This is a genomic window from Pantoea alfalfae (genome assembly GCF_019880205.1).
In the GTDB taxonomy this organism is placed as follows: domain Bacteria; phylum Pseudomonadota; class Gammaproteobacteria; order Enterobacterales; family Enterobacteriaceae; genus Pantoea; species Pantoea alfalfae.
In genome coordinates, this window is the sequence record NZ_CP082292.1 from 2,080,811 (window position 1) to 2,097,567 (window position 16,757).

Sequence of the window (16,757 nt, forward strand, 5' to 3'; positions counted from 1 at the left end):
CGTGGCACGCCATTAATCAGTGCGGCTGCCGGGAAACGTGTTCGGCAGCTGCACGATTTGCCGCACTCACCGCTTCTGCCAGCGTTACCCCGCTACTCAGGCGCTGACACAACACGCCGACAAAACAATCCCCGGCACCGTGGGTGCTGACCAGTGTCACCTTCTGCGCCGCCAGTGTATGCGTCTCTCCCGCCTCGCTGTAAGCCACACCATGTTCACCAGCGGTAACCACCACTCTGGCAAACCGGCTGGCCAGCGATTCTGCCGCTGAGCGCGCCGACGTCAGATCCTGCACGCTAATCCCGCACATATCGCGTGCTTCAATGGCGTTCACCACCAGCAGATCGATACAGTTTTCAAACGCGGCTGACAACGGCCGGGCGGGCGCGGCATTGACGCAGACCGTAATCCCCCGCTGCTGTGCCGCCTGGGCCGCACAGAGGTTCACCGCTTCCGGGACTTCATTTTGCAGCACCAGCAGCGACACCTCCTGCCAGAAGCCGGGTTGCACAAAGGTCTCCAGCGGGATCTGCTGATTGGCATTGGAGACCACCACAGCACCGTAATCTCCTTCGGCATCGGTAATCGCCACGCTCATCCCGGAGGGAAGCGCATCAATGATGCTGACGGCGGTGCAATCGACCCCCGCCTGCTGCAGATGATCCAGCAGGAATTGCCCCTGCTGATCGCGCCCCACTGAACCGGCAAAGCGCACTGTGGCACCCGCGCGTGCCGCTGCGACGGCCTGATTACCTCCCTTGCCACCAAACTTATAGTGACAGGCGCTGCCCATCACGGTTTCGCCTTTTTCCGGGCGATGGTGTGCATCCAGCATAATGTCGTAGTGAAGACTGCCGGTGACTGCAATTTTGCTCATAGCTAGAATTCCCGCAGATCCTGAACCGCATGCTGGGTTTTCATCAGGTTCTTCTCCGCCCGCTTCAGATCTTTCTTGGCGATAGCGACAAACAGCGCATCCAGAATATTGAGTTGGGCGATGCGTGACGCGGCGTTTTCACCCAGCAGATGCGATCCCTGAGAGGTTGAATTGAGGACCACATGCGCACTCTGCGCGATCGGGGATTCGGCGTAGTTGGTAATGGCGATAACCTTCGCGCCATTCCTTCCCGCCAGTCTGACCGGATCGTTCACCGCACGCGTAGCACCCGAATGGCTGATGGCGATAACCACATCGTCATCAGATAACACGGCGGCAGACATCAGCATGATGTGGGCGTCGTCATAGGCAGTCGACTTAATGCCAATCTTCAGCATCTTGTGTGACAGGTCCCGCGCCACGGCGGCAGAGCCGCCCACGGCGTAGAGATCGATATGACGCGCTTTAAAGATAATGTCCGCCGCACGATTGAATTCAGAAACATCCAGAATCGATAAGGTCTCTTCAATCGCCTGGATAGAGGTTCTGAAAACTTTGGCCAGCAACTGCTCCGATGAATCATCCGGCTCAATTTCCGCATGCAGCCCTGCCACTTCAGACTGGTTGTAATAGATCAGGCCACTTCTGAAATGCCTGAAGCCGGTGAAGTTAAGTTTTTTGGTAATCTTAACGATCATCGCTTCAGAGACATTATTCTCCCGCGCAATCTCCTTTAATGAGGATTGCTCGGTAATGTCGGTTCGGGCAATTATCGCCTCAGCTACCCGACGTTCTAACGGCGTCAGCTGGGGCAAACGCATACGAATCTGAGCGCCAATGGCTCGCGGATCTTGCTTCATTACTTGCCTCGGGTCGCCCGGTCAATCAACATCGCTATGATAATAATAAGGCCGGTAGCGAGCAATTGGTAAAAGGCCTGAATGTTCAGTAAGGTCAAGCCATTACGTAACGCACCGAGGATAACCACGCCGATCAGCGTCCCGAAGATACTGCCCTTGCCGCCCATTAACGACGCACCGCCAATGGCCGCCGCCGCAATCGCATCCAGTTCCCACAGGTTGCCGATGGTCGGTTCGGCAGCCCCCAGACGACCAATCAGAATCAGCGAGGCCAGTGAGGCCAGCAGGCCGGAGAAGATATAGACCGTGACCTTGGTGCGCTTAACCGGCACACCCGCGACCCGCGCCGCCTCTTCATTGCCGCCAATCGCCAGAATATATTCCCCCAGCGGGGTCTTATTCATCACCGTCCACAGCAGCAGTGCAATCACTGCCACAATCACAATCGGCGTGGGGATACCGAAAAGCGTACTGTTGATCAGGCTGCGAAATTCCAGCGGAATACCAAAGATGGGATTGCCGCCGGTGTAGATCAGCGCTATCGCTCGGAACAGCGACAGGCCGCCCAGCGTGACAATAAACGGCTGCAGCCCGGCATAGGCGATCAGCGTGCCGCTGAACAGCCCGCACATCGCGCCCACACCCAGCGTCGCAAGGATCGCCAGCGGCACCGGCACGCCCGATGCCATCAGGGTTGCACCCAGCACCGCAGAGAGCGCCGCCGTGGGACCGACCGAGAGGTCAATCCCGCCGGAGATAATCACCAGCGTCATGCCCAGTGCAATCAGGGCGTTGATGGAGGACTGCTGCAGAATATTCAGCAGATTAGGCAGGGTGAAAAAGACCGGCGACAGAAACGAAAATGTCACCACGATAATCAGTAAGCCAATTAAGGTACCGGCATCACGCAGATTAAATTTAAGCCGCAGCGCAGGTCGGGTACCCGGCCCGGTAGATGTCTGAGTTGTCATAGTTATAACCTTAAATAGTGTCAGGTAAGCGGTCAGGCGGTCTGGTCGATATCTTTGATGGCATAACGGGCAATGTTCTCTTCGGTGATCGCGCTGCCGGTTAACTCTTTGGTTATCCGGCCCTCGCGCATCACCAGCACCCGATCGGAGATGCGCATGATCTCGGTCATTTCTGACGACACCACCACAATGGCTTTGCCCGCCTGGGCCAGTTTTTCAATCAGGTGATAGATTTCAGACTTGGCACCAATATCGATACCGCGCGTCGGCTCATCAAACAGAAATACATTAGCATCCGCCGCAACCCAGCGGCCGATGATCACTTTTTGCTGATTGCCGCCGCTCAGCGTGCCGATGGTTTTCTCAATGTCGAGCGGGCGCAGTTTCAGGTCGCCCATGACCTTCAGCGCCTCGCGGTCCAGCCGGGCCTGGTTCATCAGCCCCGCCGACGTGAAGCGGTGCATCGACGGCAGCGCCATATTCATCTTCACCGCCCGCTCTTTGATAATGCCCTCTTTTTTGCGGTCTTCAGGTACCAGGCCAATGCCCGCCTTGATCGCCGCACGCACGTTGTGGTTCTTCACCGCGGCACCGTTGACGCTCACCGTGCCACGGGTGCGCCGGTCGATACCAGCAATCAACTTCAGCAGTTCTGTGCGCCCGGCACCCACCAGCCCGGCAATCCCCAGCACTTCGCCCGCACGAACGCTGAAATTGGCCGCCACCACCTCATTGCCACGCGTCAGATCCTCTACCCGCAGCACTTCGCGATCGGTGACAAATGCCTGATGGTCAAGCTTGTCGATCTTCCGTCCGACCATTTTGGCGACGATGCTCTCCTCATCCTCATCACTGATGTTGACCACCCCAACCTGCTTTCCGTCACGCATAATGGTGGCGCGGTCGCACACCCGGAAAATCTCATTCATCTTGTGCGAGACATAGATCAGCGAAACGCCGGTCGACTTCAGATCGCCAATCAGCTCCGCCAGCCGATCAAATTCGCGTGGCGTCAGGCTGGAGGTCGGTTCATCCATGGCGATGATTTTGGCGTCATCCAGCAGCGCCCGGGCAATCTCAACGATTTGCTGCTGCGATACCTTGAGGTTCCTGATCGGCGTATCGGGATCGATAGTGGGATCCAGCGTCTTCAGAATCAGGTTGGCCCGCGCCAGCTGGGCCTTTTTATCCACCCACCAGCCCCCGGCGCGGGTCAGCGGGCGACCCAGAAACATGTTCTGCGCCACGGAAAGCTCAGGCACATGCTGCAACTCCTGGTGGATCATCGCGATCCCGGCCTGACGGGCGCTGAGCGGACTGCGGATCTGCACCCGGTTTCCGTTGACGCTGATCTCTCCGCTGTCCGCGCCGCGAACGCCGGAGAGGATATTCAGCAGCGTCGACTTACCCGCGCCGTTTTCCCCAATCAGCGCGTGCACCTCGCCGGGCCGCACTGAGAAATCGACCTCCTGCAGCGCGGCGGCGTTACCGTAACTTTTGCTGATGCCACACATCATTAAGCGAAACTGTTCCATACCCGCTCCCGCTGATCTATTGTTGAGCCAGCAGCTGACGCAACCGGTTGTTGTCTTTGGTTGAGAACGCCTCAACATTCTCTTTGGTGATCAGCGCCTGAGGTGTCGAGACAACGCGCGACAGTTTCTGTCCGTTGATCAGACGGATAATGACGTCCATCGCCACTTCACCGGTCAGCACCGGGAAACTGTCGACCGTGCCGGTCAGCTCGCCGCGCTTAATCGAGGCGTAGGCATCGGAAATACCGTCAGTGCCAAAGATGGCCACCTGTGACGCTTTGTTCTGCGCGCGTACCGCCTCCACCACGCCCAGCGCCATGGTGTCGTTGTTGGCATAGAAGCCGATCAAATCAGGATGCTGCTGCAGAATGGTCGATGCGGCGTTAAAGGCCTGCTCGCGACTCCAGTTAGCGGGCACGCTGGCCACGATGGTGAACTTCCCTGCACTGTCCAGCGTCTCTTTAAAGCCACGGGTGCGCTGTCCGGCGGCATAAACCCCTGGCTGCCCTTCAATCACCGCCACTTTGCCGCCCTGCGGATGGTGCTGAATAAACCACTTCGCCACCCGCACGCCATTGTCCTTCTGGACGTTGCCGACGTAGTAGCGCGCATTCGGCATTACTGCATCATTAACGTTCACCACCGGAATATTTTTACTGTTGGCACTCTCCAGTGCAGGCTCCAGGTTGATATCGGTCTGCGGCGAAACCAGCAGGCCGTTAAAGCCCTGCGAAATCAGTGTTTCCGCAATGGAGAGCTGACCGAGCTGATCGTCTTCATTGGCTGCCGCCTGATAAGCGACAGTGAAACCATACTTTTTCGCCACGTTCTGATAGCCCTGACCGAGTGAGCGCCAGTACTCATTGGTCAGGGTTTTCGATACCCCGCCAATCTTCAGCGACTTATCGACTTTTGGCAGTGCGCCATATCTGGTGTCGAGCTGGGTCCAGTCGGTGCGATCCGGTTCAGTATCGGATTGCAGCGGTGCCAGTTCTGCCGCATAAACCGTGCTGCAGAGCAGTGAGGAGGCGATAAGAGCAAGCAGGCGTTTTTTCATTTTTTATTCTCAGGGTGTTGGGTAGAGGTGTGATGTTTTTATGATTAATCGGCTGTCAGCGCGCCAGCATGATGTCATTGACGATCTGCTGAGAGGCCACCGCATCCTGACGCCCGATGGCCGCCAGTAACGGCGCGTTGTCGTGCAGCTGGTCACACAGCCTCAGCAGACGGGTCACGGTCGCAATATTGCTTTCTGCCTCACGGATTGGGTCAAGACCGCTGGCATCCGGGAAGGTATCGAAGTAGTAGGCACCGCGGTAGCCATCACGCTGCATCTGCCAGAGAAACTCCAGCGTGGCGCGTGGGTTAACTGAGCCGACCATCAGGCCGTCATCACGCTTGCCCCAGCCGTCATTAAGGTCCAGCCCCAGCAGCCGTGAGCGGCGCGCCACCATGGCGGCGGCGTAAGCCGGGATCTCATTGGCAAACAGGACATGAGCAAAATCCAGGGTGATCCCCAGGTTGGCGCAGCCCGCCTCTTCCACAGCCAGCAGACAGGTGGTGGCGTTGGGAAAGATGCTGTAGGCGCGTGGCTCATTGGGTTTATATTCGATGCTGACGTCAACGTCCGGTGCATACTCCGCCACTTCACGCACGGCGCTGACCGCATCCTCCCAGATTTTCTTATAGTCCGCCTGGAAGCAGTAATCGAAACCGTCCTGCCCCATCCACAGCGTCATCAGCCGTGAACCAAATTCCCGACCCGCGTCGATGCCGCGCTTGGTCAGCTCAATCGCTTCGCGACGCACTTTCGCGTCGGGATGGGTAAACGCGCCGATTTTGAACTGCGGCGCGTCCCAGCGCATCTGCATACCGTTAACGGCCAGACCCGCATCACTGATCGCCTGGCGCAGTGTGGCGATATCGCTGGTGAGATGTTGCGGATAGTTGAGGTCGAGATGCGTTAAGCCTTTGACCTTGCCTGCACGGGCAACCATCTGCAGCACAGAGGGCTTGCCCTGCTGATCGGGCCAGTAGAGGTGCGCCCCCGAGGCGAAAGAGTTAAGACGGGTAGCAAATTTCAGTTCCGACATGAGCATCAATCCTTCAGAGTGCGTATTGTGAAGTACTTTTCGTATTCACGATTAATTGTGAAGTCATATATTAATCTACGCCTCGCGGCTTAATGCGCAAGTCTGTCAGGCAGGAGAAATCGTTAAAGCGGGAGCGCTGTCACGAAATGGTTTCGATGCGTTATCAGATGGTGTGAATACGGAGATGAAAGAATTGAGATGAAATACAACAGGTTGTCGCGATAAGCCGGGCGTGAGATCTGACAGGCAGAGGTGTGAAAAAAGCTGAGCGCCGGGGCGGCGCTCAGCGGGTCAGGATTACTTCAGACGGAAAGCGACAACGCTGTCGCCCGCCGTGGTGCCGAGCGAGCCGTGGCCGCCCGCGGCAATCACCACATACTGCTTGCCATCTTTGCCCATAAAGGTGGATGGCGTGGCCTGCGCACCCGCGCTCAGTTCAGTCTGCCACAGCAGTTCGCCAGTGGTGCTGTCGTAAGCACGGAAGAAGTTATCTGCCGTTGCGCCGTGGAACACCAGATCACCCGCCGTCAGCAGCGGTCCGCCGTGCGCCACCATACCCATCGGGAAACCGAGCGGGAAGCGGCCAGGCAGGAAGCTGGTCTTGAGGTTTTTGGTGGTACCGACGCGACGCAGCCATTCAGTTTTGCCGGTGGTCAGATCCACACCGACCATCCGTCCCCACGGTGGCGCGATGCAGGGAATACCCAGACCCGACGCCATCTGCTGGATGTGGATAGCGTAATCTCCGTGGAAGTTTTCATTCCAGTACGGCGTGCCATCTTTGGTGAAAGTACGCTGGGTTTCGGTTTCCGGCGTGCGCTTAATCAGGTTGTATTTGTAGGCCAGGCGCACCGGTGCCGCAATCAGCATCTGACGCTGCGGATCAACAGCCACGGAACCCCAGTTAAACACCCCGATGTTGCCCGGGAAGATCAGCGAGCCTTTCTCGGTTGGCGGCGTCCAAGGGTTACCATCATAACGCAGCTCACGGAAGGTCGTGCGACAGGCCATCTGGTCAAATGGCGTAATGCCCCACATCGACTTCTCAGTCAGCGGCTGCGGAATGAAGTTCAGGCTGGAGACCGGCTGGGTCGCCGCGTACTGTTCGCCCTTAATGCCATCCGTGGAGACCTTAACCTGCTCTACCGGGTAAACCGGCTCACCGGTCAGGCGGTTCAGCACAAACAGGTTGCCGGTTTTCGTCGGCAGGATCACCGCCGGTTGCGGTTTGCCCTGATAGTTGATGTCCACCAGCGACGGCTGTGACGGGTTATCGCGATCCCAGAGGTCGTGGTTCGAACTCTGATAACGCCATTTGAACGCTCCTGTTTTCAGATCCAGTGCCACCAGCGCATCACGGAATTTTTCAGTGTTGCTGGCGGGATCGCGTTCAAGTCCCACTTCATCCGGCGAGGCGTTACCAAACGGCACATAAACCAGGCCGTTTTTCAGGTCGGCGCTCAGGGTGGCCCAGGCGACCGGGGTATCCTGTGGATAGGTTGCGCCTGCGGCGACCGGTGCGGTGTTATCCGGATTAGCCGGATCGAAGTTCCACACCAGACGACCCGTAACGGCATCATAGGCACGGATCACACCCGATGGGTTGCCGCTGTTGAAGCCGTTATCCATCACCGAACCGCCAACGATCACCAGATTGCCTGCCACCAGTGGCGCGGCAGTCTGCATCAGCGCGTGCGGACGCACCTCGCCCATGTTGGCGCGCAGGTTTACCACGCCGTTGTCACCAAAGTCAGCACAGGCTTTACCGGTATCGGCATCCAGCGCCAGCAGGCGGGCATCGGTGGTCGCATTAAAGATACGTTTACGGCAGATAGCCGGGGATGCGCCTGTCTGCTGCTCCGCCTGTTGACCGGCATCGAAGTAGCTCACGCCACGACAGGTCTGGTGCTGCTGCAGATAAGAGCGGTTTTTATCCGGCGCTGTTTTCCACTTCACCGCACCGGTTTCCGGATCAAGAGCATGGACTTCATTGTGCGGCGTACAGAAGTAGAGCATGCCGTTGGCTTTCAGCGGTGTCGCTTCAAAGGTGTATTCAGTCGCATCATCACCCTGGCGCAAATCGCCGGTGTGATAGGTCCAGGCCACTTCCAGATCTTTCACGTTATCTTTAGTGATCTGCTTCAGTGCCGAGAAACGCTGGCCATCCGTCGTACCGCCATAGGCGTTCCACTCTTCAGTAGCACCGCCGGTCGCGGAACTATTACGTTGGGTGTTAATGGTGCCCTGTTGCGGCAGCGGATCGTAGAAGCAGAGGCCAATCACCAGCAGCACCATCAGCACCACTGAGCCGCCAAGGAAAGGATGGAAGCGACGCTGTCCCTGATAGAGAGGACGTACCACCCATGGCAGCGCCAGCCAGAGACCCAGCACGCCAAACAGGTCGCCGCGCGGGATCCACTGCCATTTGTCGAAGCCCACTTCCCAGATCGTCCAGAACAGCGTAACCCACATCAGCAGCGCATACAGCGTCAGTGCACTACGTTTGTTCATCATCAGCAGAATCGCGCTGAGCAGAACGCCCACACCCATCAACGCATAGAACGCGCTGCCTCCTGCAAGCAGAAGTTGTCCTCCCATGTAAATCAGGGCGATAGCAAATATCACCATGATTACGCTGGTTATTTTATTGATCATGATCCATCCTCGGGTCATTAGCGGTCATCAGAAAGTTAAGCTGGAAACATAAATTCAACGAGATTTTAACGTACATGAGAAATATGTAAAAACGTGTACAGGCGTAAATCATTAGTAATATTTATTAGAAATGTCGACTGCAGAGGCTTTACCACCGCTTTATTTACTTTCCTAAGGGCCAAATACGCGATATCCATCACAAAAAATTAACGATAGGCCGTGCGTTATCGCACCTTTTGTTCAAAGGTGAATAACTGACAGATCCGTTGCGCTTCATGAACGCCAGCTTAAGTCTGATCAAACAGGGGTAATAAGTGTCAAATAAGCCTAATGGTTTATTCACGTCGTGCTGCAAAAGCTCTTAATGCTATAAGCAGAAAACTTAATACACTGCAGTTTTAAACTGTCTGCTGATCAGTGCTCATGCGGTGTCAATGATTTTCAAAGTATTAATTCTGGCAGTTGACTTTAATCTGCCATTATTTTTTTAGCGCTTCATTTAATAAGAAACAGATTAATAATAAAAGGGATTCTGACCATGAAATCGCTTTCAGATATTCCGTAGCCTGACGCTGTTTCTATCTGTGATATATATCAGCACTGTTATAAGAATTTATCCGGCCAGCAGGCGGGATTTTCTCTGGCAGCAATAACCCAAGGCTAACTATGTCCGCACTTCACAGTATTTATCGTAAGTTTCGTTTCCCGTTTAAATTTATTAATGCAGCCATTCGCTATCCTGCCGCGCAGGTACGGGTAAAGCGTTATTCCGTCATGTCGATAGAAGAAACTATCGATCTGCTATTACGTAAACCGCAATTATCACTGGCCCGTTACGGCGACGGGGAACTGGAGATGACCTGGTATAAAAACATTGGCTTTCAGCCATTTGACCCAAAACTGTCGGCAAGGCTCAAGGCGCTGCTGCTGCAGGCCCCCCAGGACAACCCGGACTGTCTGATTTGCCTGCCGGATGCTTTTCGCACCACCCGCAGTATGAAAAATGGATCGGCCCTGTTCTGGTTCTTCCATAAATCATTTTACTTTAAACATTATGATGCTCTGCTGAATCATCAGTACCAGTATGGCAATACCTCAGTGACCCGCCCTTATCACGATTATAAAAGCAAACAATTATCCAGGACGATATTCGATAAATTTAAACAGCTTTACCAGGGTCGCCGGGTATTAATTGTTGAAGGCAGTGGCACACGTCTGGGATTAGGCAATGATTTACTGGAGGGGGCCAGCGAAATTAAACGTATTACGACGCTGAACCGTAATGCTTTTTCCGTTTATGATCGTCTTTTCGATACGGTATTAGCGAATGCCGTCAACTTTGACCTGGTCTTAATTTCATTAGGGCCGACGGCAACCGTGCTGGCGTATGATTTAAGTCAGCGCGGAATTCGCTGTATTGATAGCGGCCATGTCGATATTGAATATGAGTGGATGCTGGCCAGTGCCACCAGCAAAGTAAAAGTGGCAGGAAAAAATGTTAATGAAGCGGGCGTGCTGCTGAGTGAACAGACAACAGTCGCTGATGCGACGTATCAGCGTCAGATGTTGCAGCACGTTGGCGAAATGCCACAGGATAAAACCACGGCTGAAGCGGACGTCGTGCTTATCCCACTGCCCCACGTCAGCAGCACGCATCATAACGCTGCCTGAGGTTCACCATCGACAGGCAATGACTGCACCGCATTGATGCGCAGGCGAATAATTAGCGGGATCAGCTAACCCTACACGGGGCGGGCTCAGCGGCCCGTACCCAGTGCTTGTCCGCTGTTTGCCGGATAAATGCCCTTTCCGGCATCAATTTTGCTTCTGCTCTCCTGAGACATTTAATCAGGAGAAGTGAGATGACAACCAGCCGTTACCGTTACACCATATTTTCACTGCTGTTCCTGATCGCCCTGATCAACTACATTGATCGCGGCGCCCTGTCATTTGCGGCCAACGCCATAGCGGCGGAGTACCACTTCAGCAAAGTCCAGCTCGGTGCCGTGCTGGGTTACTTTGGCTTTGGCTATCTGTTTGGTTCGCTGTGTGGCGGCTTTCTTGCCGACCGTATCGGCACGAAAAAAGTCTGGCTGCTGGCCGGCGTGCTCTGGTCGCTGCTGGAGATCGCCACCGCCTGGGCGGGTGAACTGGGCATGGCGCTGTTTGGCGGCTCCGCCATTATGGGCTTTGCTGCCCTGCGCATCCTGTTTGGTTTTTCCGAAGGCCCGGCCTATGCGCTGATGAACAAGGCGATTGCCCACTGGGCACCTGACAGCGAGCGTGGCTTCGCGTTGGGTATCGGCCTGCTTTCGACCCAGGTGGGTGCGCTGCTGACCGCCCCGATTGCAGTGGGCCTGCTGCTGCTGACCCATGACTGGCGGATGATGTTTATCCTGCTGGGTGTGTTCTCCCTGCTGGCGATGGCGCTGTTTGCCCGCACCTTCAGCGACAGCCCGGAGAAAAGTCCACATACCAACGCCGCAGAACGTCAGCTTATCCAGACTGGTCAGCGCCGCAGCGCGGGCGACAGTGTCCCCCTCCCCTGGTGGCGCTTCTTTACCAGCCGCACCCTGGTCTGCAACGCGCTCGGTTACTTTTCATTCCTCTACATCACCTTTACTCTGGTGACCTGGATGCCGAAATATCTGCAGGATAATTTCCACTACGACCTGCACTCACTGTGGTACGTCGCGATGATCCCGTGGAGCGGCGCCTGTATCACGGTGCTGTTGGGCGGTCGCATTGCCGACGCCCTGCTGGCCCGCTTCCGTAACCTGCGTCTGGCGCGCAATCTGTTTGCCGCCGTCACGCTGTGCGGCACTGCCTGCTGCTTTATGGCGATCCCCTATGTGCAGTCGGCTGCCGGGATTATTGCACTGATGACCCTGGGCAATGCACTGAATGCACTGGTGAACAATGTCTACTGGTCGGTGGTGATTGATGTCACCCCGAAAGCGTCGGTGGGCACCTACAGCGGCATGACGCTGGCGATAGCCAATCTGGCAGCGATTATCTCTCCGATGCTCTGCGGCTGGCTGGCGGAATATTACGGCTACAACGCAATGTTTACCGTCACCGCGCTGATCGCCTTTGGCAGTATGCTGGCAATGACGCTGCTGCAACCGGAGAAACCGCTGGTGGCAGAGGCGCAGACCGGCGCAGCGGATGTTTCAGCCGCCTGATTTCAGACAATCAGATTGTCTGGCACGACGGTCATCTGACATGCGGGCGATCACACCCACACAGACTGACAGCCCCTGAGCGCTGGTTGCTCAGGGGCTTCAGCGTGTCACTCTGCGGGATAAACTGACTGTTCAGGTGTGCCCCGGCGATCCCAGCGGCTGGCGATCAGCCATAACAGTGCCGTCGCAAACCAGCCGATGATCCACGAGACATCATTACCGGCAAAAATCCAAGTCAGCGATCCATGGTGCAGCGGATTATCGATAAACGGCAGTTGCACCAGCACGCCCAGAAAATAGACGGTAATACCGGCCAGGTTCCAGCGACCATAGCGTCCACCCGGCTGCGACAGTGCCGGGACATCAACCTTGCCCCTGGTGATCAGATAGAAATCGGTCAGGCTAATCGCGCTCCACGGCACAAAGAAAGCCAGCAGAAACAGCAGGAAGTGGGTGAAGGATTTCAGAAAGGCCGGCTCACTGACCAGAGCAATGACGCAGGCCAGCGTCACCATCAGCACCACAAACAGAATACGCCCGCCCCGACTCAGCGTGGTTTGCTGACGGAAGCCAGAGATAATGGTGGTCAGTGACATAAAACTGCCGTAGGCGTTCAGCGTGGTAAATGTGATTTTTCCAAAGCAAATGGCGAAATAAATCACCATGGCCATGGTCGCCGTGCTGCCCATGCTCACGATGTAACCGACCTCATTGCCTGCAAACGCACTTCCGGCAATGGCAGCAACAATCACCCCCAGCGTCATTGAAGCCTGCGTGCCAAGTACGGTGCCAAAAAAGACCGAGCAGAAGAGTTTCTTCGCGGAGACATCAGCTGGCAGATAGCGCGAATAGTCCGACACATAGGGACAGAAGGCAATCTGCCAGGAGGAAGAAAGGGAAACCGCCAGCAGGAAATTTGCCGGGGTAAAGTGCTGATTCTGCCACACGGCGGATAAGTCATGCGTGGTGAACAGCGTGATAAACAGATAAGCAAAAGCTAAAACGCCGATGACGCTCGCGACCTTCCCGAGCTGATGAATCATGCGATAGCCCAGCACCGCGATGATCACGATGAGCATGCTAAACAGGATCATCCCGGCTGAATTGCTGACATCGATAAGTTTAGCCAGCGCCTGTCCCGCTAGCACTGTCCCGCTGGCGGAAAATCCCACATACATCATGCACACCAGCACCAGCGGAATGACGGCACCAAACACGCCAAACTGCATACGGCTGGTGATCATCTGCGGTAAACCCAGACGCGGGCCCTGGATCGCATGCAAAGACATGATCGCTGCACCCAGAATCTGTCCCACAAGTAAGCCGATAAGCGACCACACGACGTCTCCACCCAGCACCACCACCAGTGCACCCGTGACAATGGCCGTGATTTGCAGATTGCCACCGAACCAGAGCGTGAACTGGCTAAAGGGATGACCATGACGCTCACGCAGCGGGATGTAATCAATGGAACGGGTTTCTGACAGGCGTGGTTTCTCTGCGCCTGAATAAGCTGATACAGATGATTTGACCGACATAGATTCCTCGCTGGAACAGTGAGAGACGCGTTAACTGAAAAAGTAATGTGCCCGGTTTGTGATTGAAGATACATGTCTATACAATTAGCGAGAATGTCATGCGCCCTGGCAAGTTACAAGGCAACCGGTCATTGGAAAATGTGATGATATCGACAGGCCTGTCATGATGCGGGGCACGAAAGGATGAGGAAGCGCGGGGACCTGTTTCCGGGAATAACGCCCTTATGACGGAGCGTAAAACGGGAGTAAGGCATTTTGTTCGATCACCGCCACCGACAATAGCGATGATCGGGTAACGCGTGCGATGTCAGGCCTGTCCGTTTCAGAGTGTGCGGAAGAGGAAAAATCCTGACGGTTACCCTTCAGCAACCACTCGCTGACGATGACAGTCGGCCGGTTCCAGTTTTTGCCCCTGTGAGGAAATAACCTCCAGCCGCGCAAGCGGCTTTCCTTCCGCATTATCCAGCAGCACGGAGTGTGTCTCGCCTTTCTCAAACAGGTAACGCTCGCCCCACTGGCGCATCGCGACCACAACCGGAAACAGCGCACGACCTCTTTCGGTCAGAACATATTCGCTGTAGGCACTGCCGTCGGAGGCTGGCGCAATCTCAAACACCCCTATCTCCACCAGCTGCTTCAGGCGTGACGCCAGGATGTTTTTCGCCAGCCCTAAATTCCGCTGGAAGTCACTGAATCTGCGGACGTCATCAAAGGCTTCACGCACGATCATCATGCACCAGCGCTCACCTATCGACTCCAGGGTTCTGGCGATCGGACACTCGCTGGTTCTCAGGGATTCCTGCTTAGCCATGCTCTTCTCTCACGCTGCCTGTCTCATGATGCCAGTTTAGCCACTCCGAAAAGGAGTGGCAAAAAAAAACCAGCCCGGTTAAAGATATCGCCAATCCAGTTTCAAATAAAAACCAGAAAGGAAAGCAACATGACCTGTACGATTGGCAAGGCGCATGATCCTGAAGCCGATTCGCCCCCAGCCGCGATCCCGGCGCTTTCGTCCCGGATGATCTTTTTGTTCTCACTCACCTCTGCGCTGGCGGTCGCCAATGTTTACTCGGCACAACCTCTTCTGGAGTCGATCGCCGCCAGCCTGCAGGTTTCCAGCGGTACCATTGGCACAGTGGTAACGGCTATGCAGAGCGGCTACGCCCTTGGGCTGATCTTTCTGGTGCCGCTGGGCGACTGCGTGAACCGCAAAAAACTGGTGATTACCCAGTTGCTGTTTTCCGTGCTGGCGTTAATCACTGCTGCGGTTGCGCCAGACCTGATGACGCTGCTCTGCGCAATGCTGCTGGTGGGATTCATGGCGGTGGTCACGCAGCTAATGGTGGCGTGGGCCGCCATGCTGGCGTCACCAGAACAGCGCGGACAGGTGGTGGGCAGCGTGACCCGCGGCATCGTGATCGGCATCCTGCTGGCGCGCTTTGTTGCCGGGATGATTGCCGATCTGGCGGGCTGGCGTGCGGTCTATCTGACGGCCGCGGGCCTGTTACTGCTCATTTCGCTGATACTGGTGAAAGTGCTGCCCGCTACAACCGGCCAGACGCCGCGCACCGCTTACCCTCAGCTGTTACTGTCGGTGCGTCGGTTGTTCCGCACAGAACCGCTGTTGCACAGGCGAGGCATCCTGGCGCTGCTGATTTTTGCGGCCTTCAGTATGCTCTGGTCCCCGATGGTGCTGCCGCTGACCGCCCTGTCGCTGACACACACTGAGATTGGGATGTTCGGACTGGCGGGCCTGGCCGGGGCGCTGGCGGCCTCCAGAGCGGGCACATGGGCTGATCAGGGACGGGGGCAACGCGCCACGGGATTCGCACTGGCGCTGCTGACCTTCTCCTGGCTGCCGATAGCCGCGCTGCAAAGCGCGCTTCTGCTGCTGGTTTTAGGGGTGATCCTGCCAGACTTCGCTATCCAGACGGTGCATGTGATTAATCAGAGCCTGCTCGTGGCGGCCCGGCCCGAGGCGGCCAGTCGTCTGGTGGGTGCCTATATGTGCTTTTACTCGCTGGGTAGTGCGCTGGGCGCGACTGCCGCCACCCAGCTTTACGCCCTCTGGGGATGGCATGCCGTCTGCTATGCCGGTGCCGCGGTCAGCGCCTGCGCCTTTCTCTGCTGGTCCGGAGTACGTCAATCATGAAATTAACGCATCTGCTGCTCGCCGTCATGATCACCGCCATCTGGGGGGTTAACTTTTCCGTTATCAAACTCGGCCTGCAGGCGGTCGACCCGTTTATCCTGGCAGGCATCCGTTTTACGCTCTGCGCCCTGCCAGCGCTGTTCTTTATTAAGAAACCGGACGTGCCGTGGCGCTACCTGATCAGCTATGGCCTGGTCTTCGGGATTGGCCTGTGGGGTCTGGTGAATCTGGGGATTAAAACCGGACTGTCGGCGGGCATCGCCTCGCTGCTGCTGCAGTTCAGCGCCTTCTTCACGCTGCTGCTCGGTGGCTGGGTATTTAAAGAGCGTCTCAGCCGCTATCAGATCGCCGGGTGTGCGCTGGCCTGCGCCGGTCTGCTGAGCATTTTTTTCATTACCGATGGCTCGGTGACGTTTTCCGGCATGCTGCTGGTGCTGGCAGGCGCGGTCGCATGGAGTATTGCCAATATCATCAATAAAAAAGCGGGCACCCGGCAGGTTTTTGCTTTTCTGGTCTGGTCGAGCGCCTTTGCACCCATTCCACTCTTCCTGCTGGACGGGCTGGTCAATGGCAGCGCGGGCTATCACGCACTGTTCACCCAACTGGATGTGAAGGCGGTGTTGTCGATACTGTTTCAGGTCTATCCCAATACCCTGCTGGGCTACTGGGTGTGGAACTGGCTGCTGAAACACTATCCGGTTTCAACGGTCGCGCCACTGTCGCTGCTGGTACCGGTGTTCGGCATCCTGGGTTCAGTGGCGATATTTGGCGAAACGGTTTCACCTCAGAAAATCGCCGCGCTGCTGCTGATCGTCGCCGGACTGGCTGTCGGGCTCTATGGCCAGCGGGTTGTGCGCTATTTCGCCGTACAAACCGGCTGACGGCGCCGTG

General features: G+C 56.2%; 13 protein-coding genes. 4 read left to right on the forward strand and 9 right to left on the reverse strand.

The features are described from left to right. Positions 1-16: 16 nt before the first annotated feature. From K6R05_RS09660 to K6R05_RS09690, 7 genes are all read right to left on the reverse strand, one after another. Complete coding sequence (locus K6R05_RS09660; RefSeq protein WP_161734712.1) at positions 17-877, reverse strand: PfkB family carbohydrate kinase; 861 nt, start codon at positions 875-877, stop codon at positions 17-19. 2 nt (positions 878-879) lie between these two features. Continuing rightward, complete coding sequence (locus K6R05_RS09665) at positions 880-1,737, reverse strand: MurR/RpiR family transcriptional regulator (RefSeq protein WP_161734709.1); 858 nt, start codon at positions 1,735-1,737, stop codon at positions 880-882. Further along, entirely contained in the window at positions 1,737-2,708 is a 972-nt protein-coding gene (locus K6R05_RS09670; RefSeq protein WP_010244946.1) for an ABC transporter permease, read from the reverse strand. The genes K6R05_RS09665 and K6R05_RS09670 overlap by 1 nt, the downstream gene beginning before the upstream one ends. Before the next feature lie 32 nt (positions 2,709-2,740). Beyond that, positions 2,741-4,243, reverse strand: a complete 1,503-nt coding sequence (locus K6R05_RS09675) for a sugar ABC transporter ATP-binding protein (RefSeq protein ID WP_222924036.1) — start codon at positions 4,241-4,243, stop codon at positions 2,741-2,743. Between the two features lie 16 nt (positions 4,244-4,259). After that, positions 4,260-5,300 (reverse strand): sugar ABC transporter substrate-binding protein, encoded by a 1,041-nt coding sequence (locus K6R05_RS09680; protein ID WP_161734703.1) that lies wholly within the window; start codon positions 5,298-5,300, stop codon positions 4,260-4,262. Between the two features lie 55 nt (positions 5,301-5,355). Further along, positions 5,356-6,336, reverse strand: coding sequence for a TIM barrel protein (locus K6R05_RS09685; RefSeq protein ID WP_161734700.1), 981 nt, complete (start codon positions 6,334-6,336; stop codon positions 5,356-5,358). A gap of 297 nt (positions 6,337-6,633) precedes the next feature. Then, on the reverse strand, positions 6,634-8,991 hold the full coding sequence (locus K6R05_RS09690) for a membrane-bound PQQ-dependent dehydrogenase, glucose/quinate/shikimate family (RefSeq protein ID WP_161734696.1): 2,358 nt from the start codon (positions 8,989-8,991) through the stop codon (positions 6,634-6,636). A gap of 666 nt (positions 8,992-9,657) precedes the next feature. Here K6R05_RS09690 and K6R05_RS09695 point away from each other — a divergent pair. Then, the gene (locus K6R05_RS09695) at positions 9,658-10,662 is read left to right on the forward strand and encodes a GT-D fold domain-containing glycosyltransferase (protein ID WP_161732330.1); all 1,005 of its coding nucleotides are present in this window, start codon (positions 9,658-9,660) and stop codon (positions 10,660-10,662) included. A 191-nt stretch (positions 10,663-10,853) separates the two neighbouring features. Beyond that, positions 10,854-12,176: an MFS transporter gene (locus tag K6R05_RS09700; RefSeq protein WP_161732332.1), complete on the forward strand. Its 1,323-nt coding sequence runs from the start codon at positions 10,854-10,856 to the stop codon at positions 12,174-12,176. Between the two features lie 107 nt (positions 12,177-12,283). Here the strand turns inward: K6R05_RS09700 and K6R05_RS09705 are convergent, their stop codons facing one another. Together K6R05_RS09705 and K6R05_RS09710 are read right to left on the reverse strand one after the other, a co-directional pair. Next, positions 12,284-13,714, reverse strand: a complete 1,431-nt coding sequence (locus K6R05_RS09705; RefSeq protein ID WP_222924037.1) for a purine-cytosine permease family protein — start codon at positions 13,712-13,714, stop codon at positions 12,284-12,286. Positions 13,715-14,069: 355 nt separating this feature from the next. Continuing rightward, the gene (locus K6R05_RS09710; protein ID WP_237566676.1) at positions 14,070-14,444 is read right to left on the reverse strand and encodes a winged helix-turn-helix transcriptional regulator; all 375 of its coding nucleotides are present in this window, start codon (positions 14,442-14,444) and stop codon (positions 14,070-14,072) included. Between the two features lie 210 nt (positions 14,445-14,654). On the opposite strand from K6R05_RS09710, the gene K6R05_RS09715 reads away from it, so the two are divergent. After that, positions 14,655-15,866, forward strand: a complete 1,212-nt coding sequence (locus tag K6R05_RS09715) for an MFS transporter (protein ID WP_222924038.1) — start codon at positions 14,655-14,657, stop codon at positions 15,864-15,866. Beyond that, positions 15,863-16,747, forward strand: coding sequence for an EamA family transporter (locus K6R05_RS09720; protein ID WP_033757612.1), 885 nt, complete (start codon positions 15,863-15,865; stop codon positions 16,745-16,747). The genes K6R05_RS09715 and K6R05_RS09720 overlap by 4 nt, the downstream gene beginning before the upstream one ends. Positions 16,748-16,757: the final 10 nt, after the last annotated feature.

Bases quoted from the DNA above. Each gene is read 5' to 3' on its own strand.
- K6R05_RS09720 (WP_033757612.1), top strand. From the start codon at position 15,863: ATGAAATTAACGCATCTGCTGCTCGCCGTCATGATCACCGCCATCTGG.
- K6R05_RS09660 (WP_161734712.1), bottom strand. From the start codon at position 877: ATGAGCAAAATTGCAGTCACCGGCAGTCTTCACTACGACATTATGCTG.
- K6R05_RS09680 (WP_161734703.1), bottom strand. From the start codon at position 5,300: ATGAAAAAACGCCTGCTTGCTCTTATCGCCTCCTCACTGCTCTGCAGC.
- K6R05_RS09695 (WP_161732330.1), top strand. From the start codon at position 9,658: ATGTCCGCACTTCACAGTATTTATCGTAAGTTTCGTTTCCCGTTTAAA.
- K6R05_RS09710 (WP_237566676.1), bottom strand. From the start codon at position 14,444: ATGATCGTGCGTGAAGCCTTTGATGACGTCCGCAGATTCAGTGACTTC.
- K6R05_RS09670 (WP_010244946.1), bottom strand. From the start codon at position 2,708: ATGACAACTCAGACATCTACCGGGCCGGGTACCCGACCTGCGCTGCGG.
- K6R05_RS09715 (WP_222924038.1), top strand. From the start codon at position 14,655: ATGACCTGTACGATTGGCAAGGCGCATGATCCTGAAGCCGATTCGCCC.
- K6R05_RS09690 (WP_161734696.1), bottom strand. From the start codon at position 8,991: ATGATCAATAAAATAACCAGCGTAATCATGGTGATATTTGCTATCGCC.
- K6R05_RS09685 (WP_161734700.1), bottom strand. From the start codon at position 6,336: ATGTCGGAACTGAAATTTGCTACCCGTCTTAACTCTTTCGCCTCGGGG.
- K6R05_RS09700 (WP_161732332.1), top strand. From the start codon at position 10,854: ATGACAACCAGCCGTTACCGTTACACCATATTTTCACTGCTGTTCCTG.
- K6R05_RS09665 (WP_161734709.1), bottom strand. From the start codon at position 1,737: ATGAAGCAAGATCCGCGAGCCATTGGCGCTCAGATTCGTATGCGTTTG.
- K6R05_RS09675 (WP_222924036.1), bottom strand. From the start codon at position 4,243: ATGGAACAGTTTCGCTTAATGATGTGTGGCATCAGCAAAAGTTACGGT.
- K6R05_RS09705 (WP_222924037.1), bottom strand. From the start codon at position 13,714: ATGTCGGTCAAATCATCTGTATCAGCTTATTCAGGCGCAGAGAAACCA.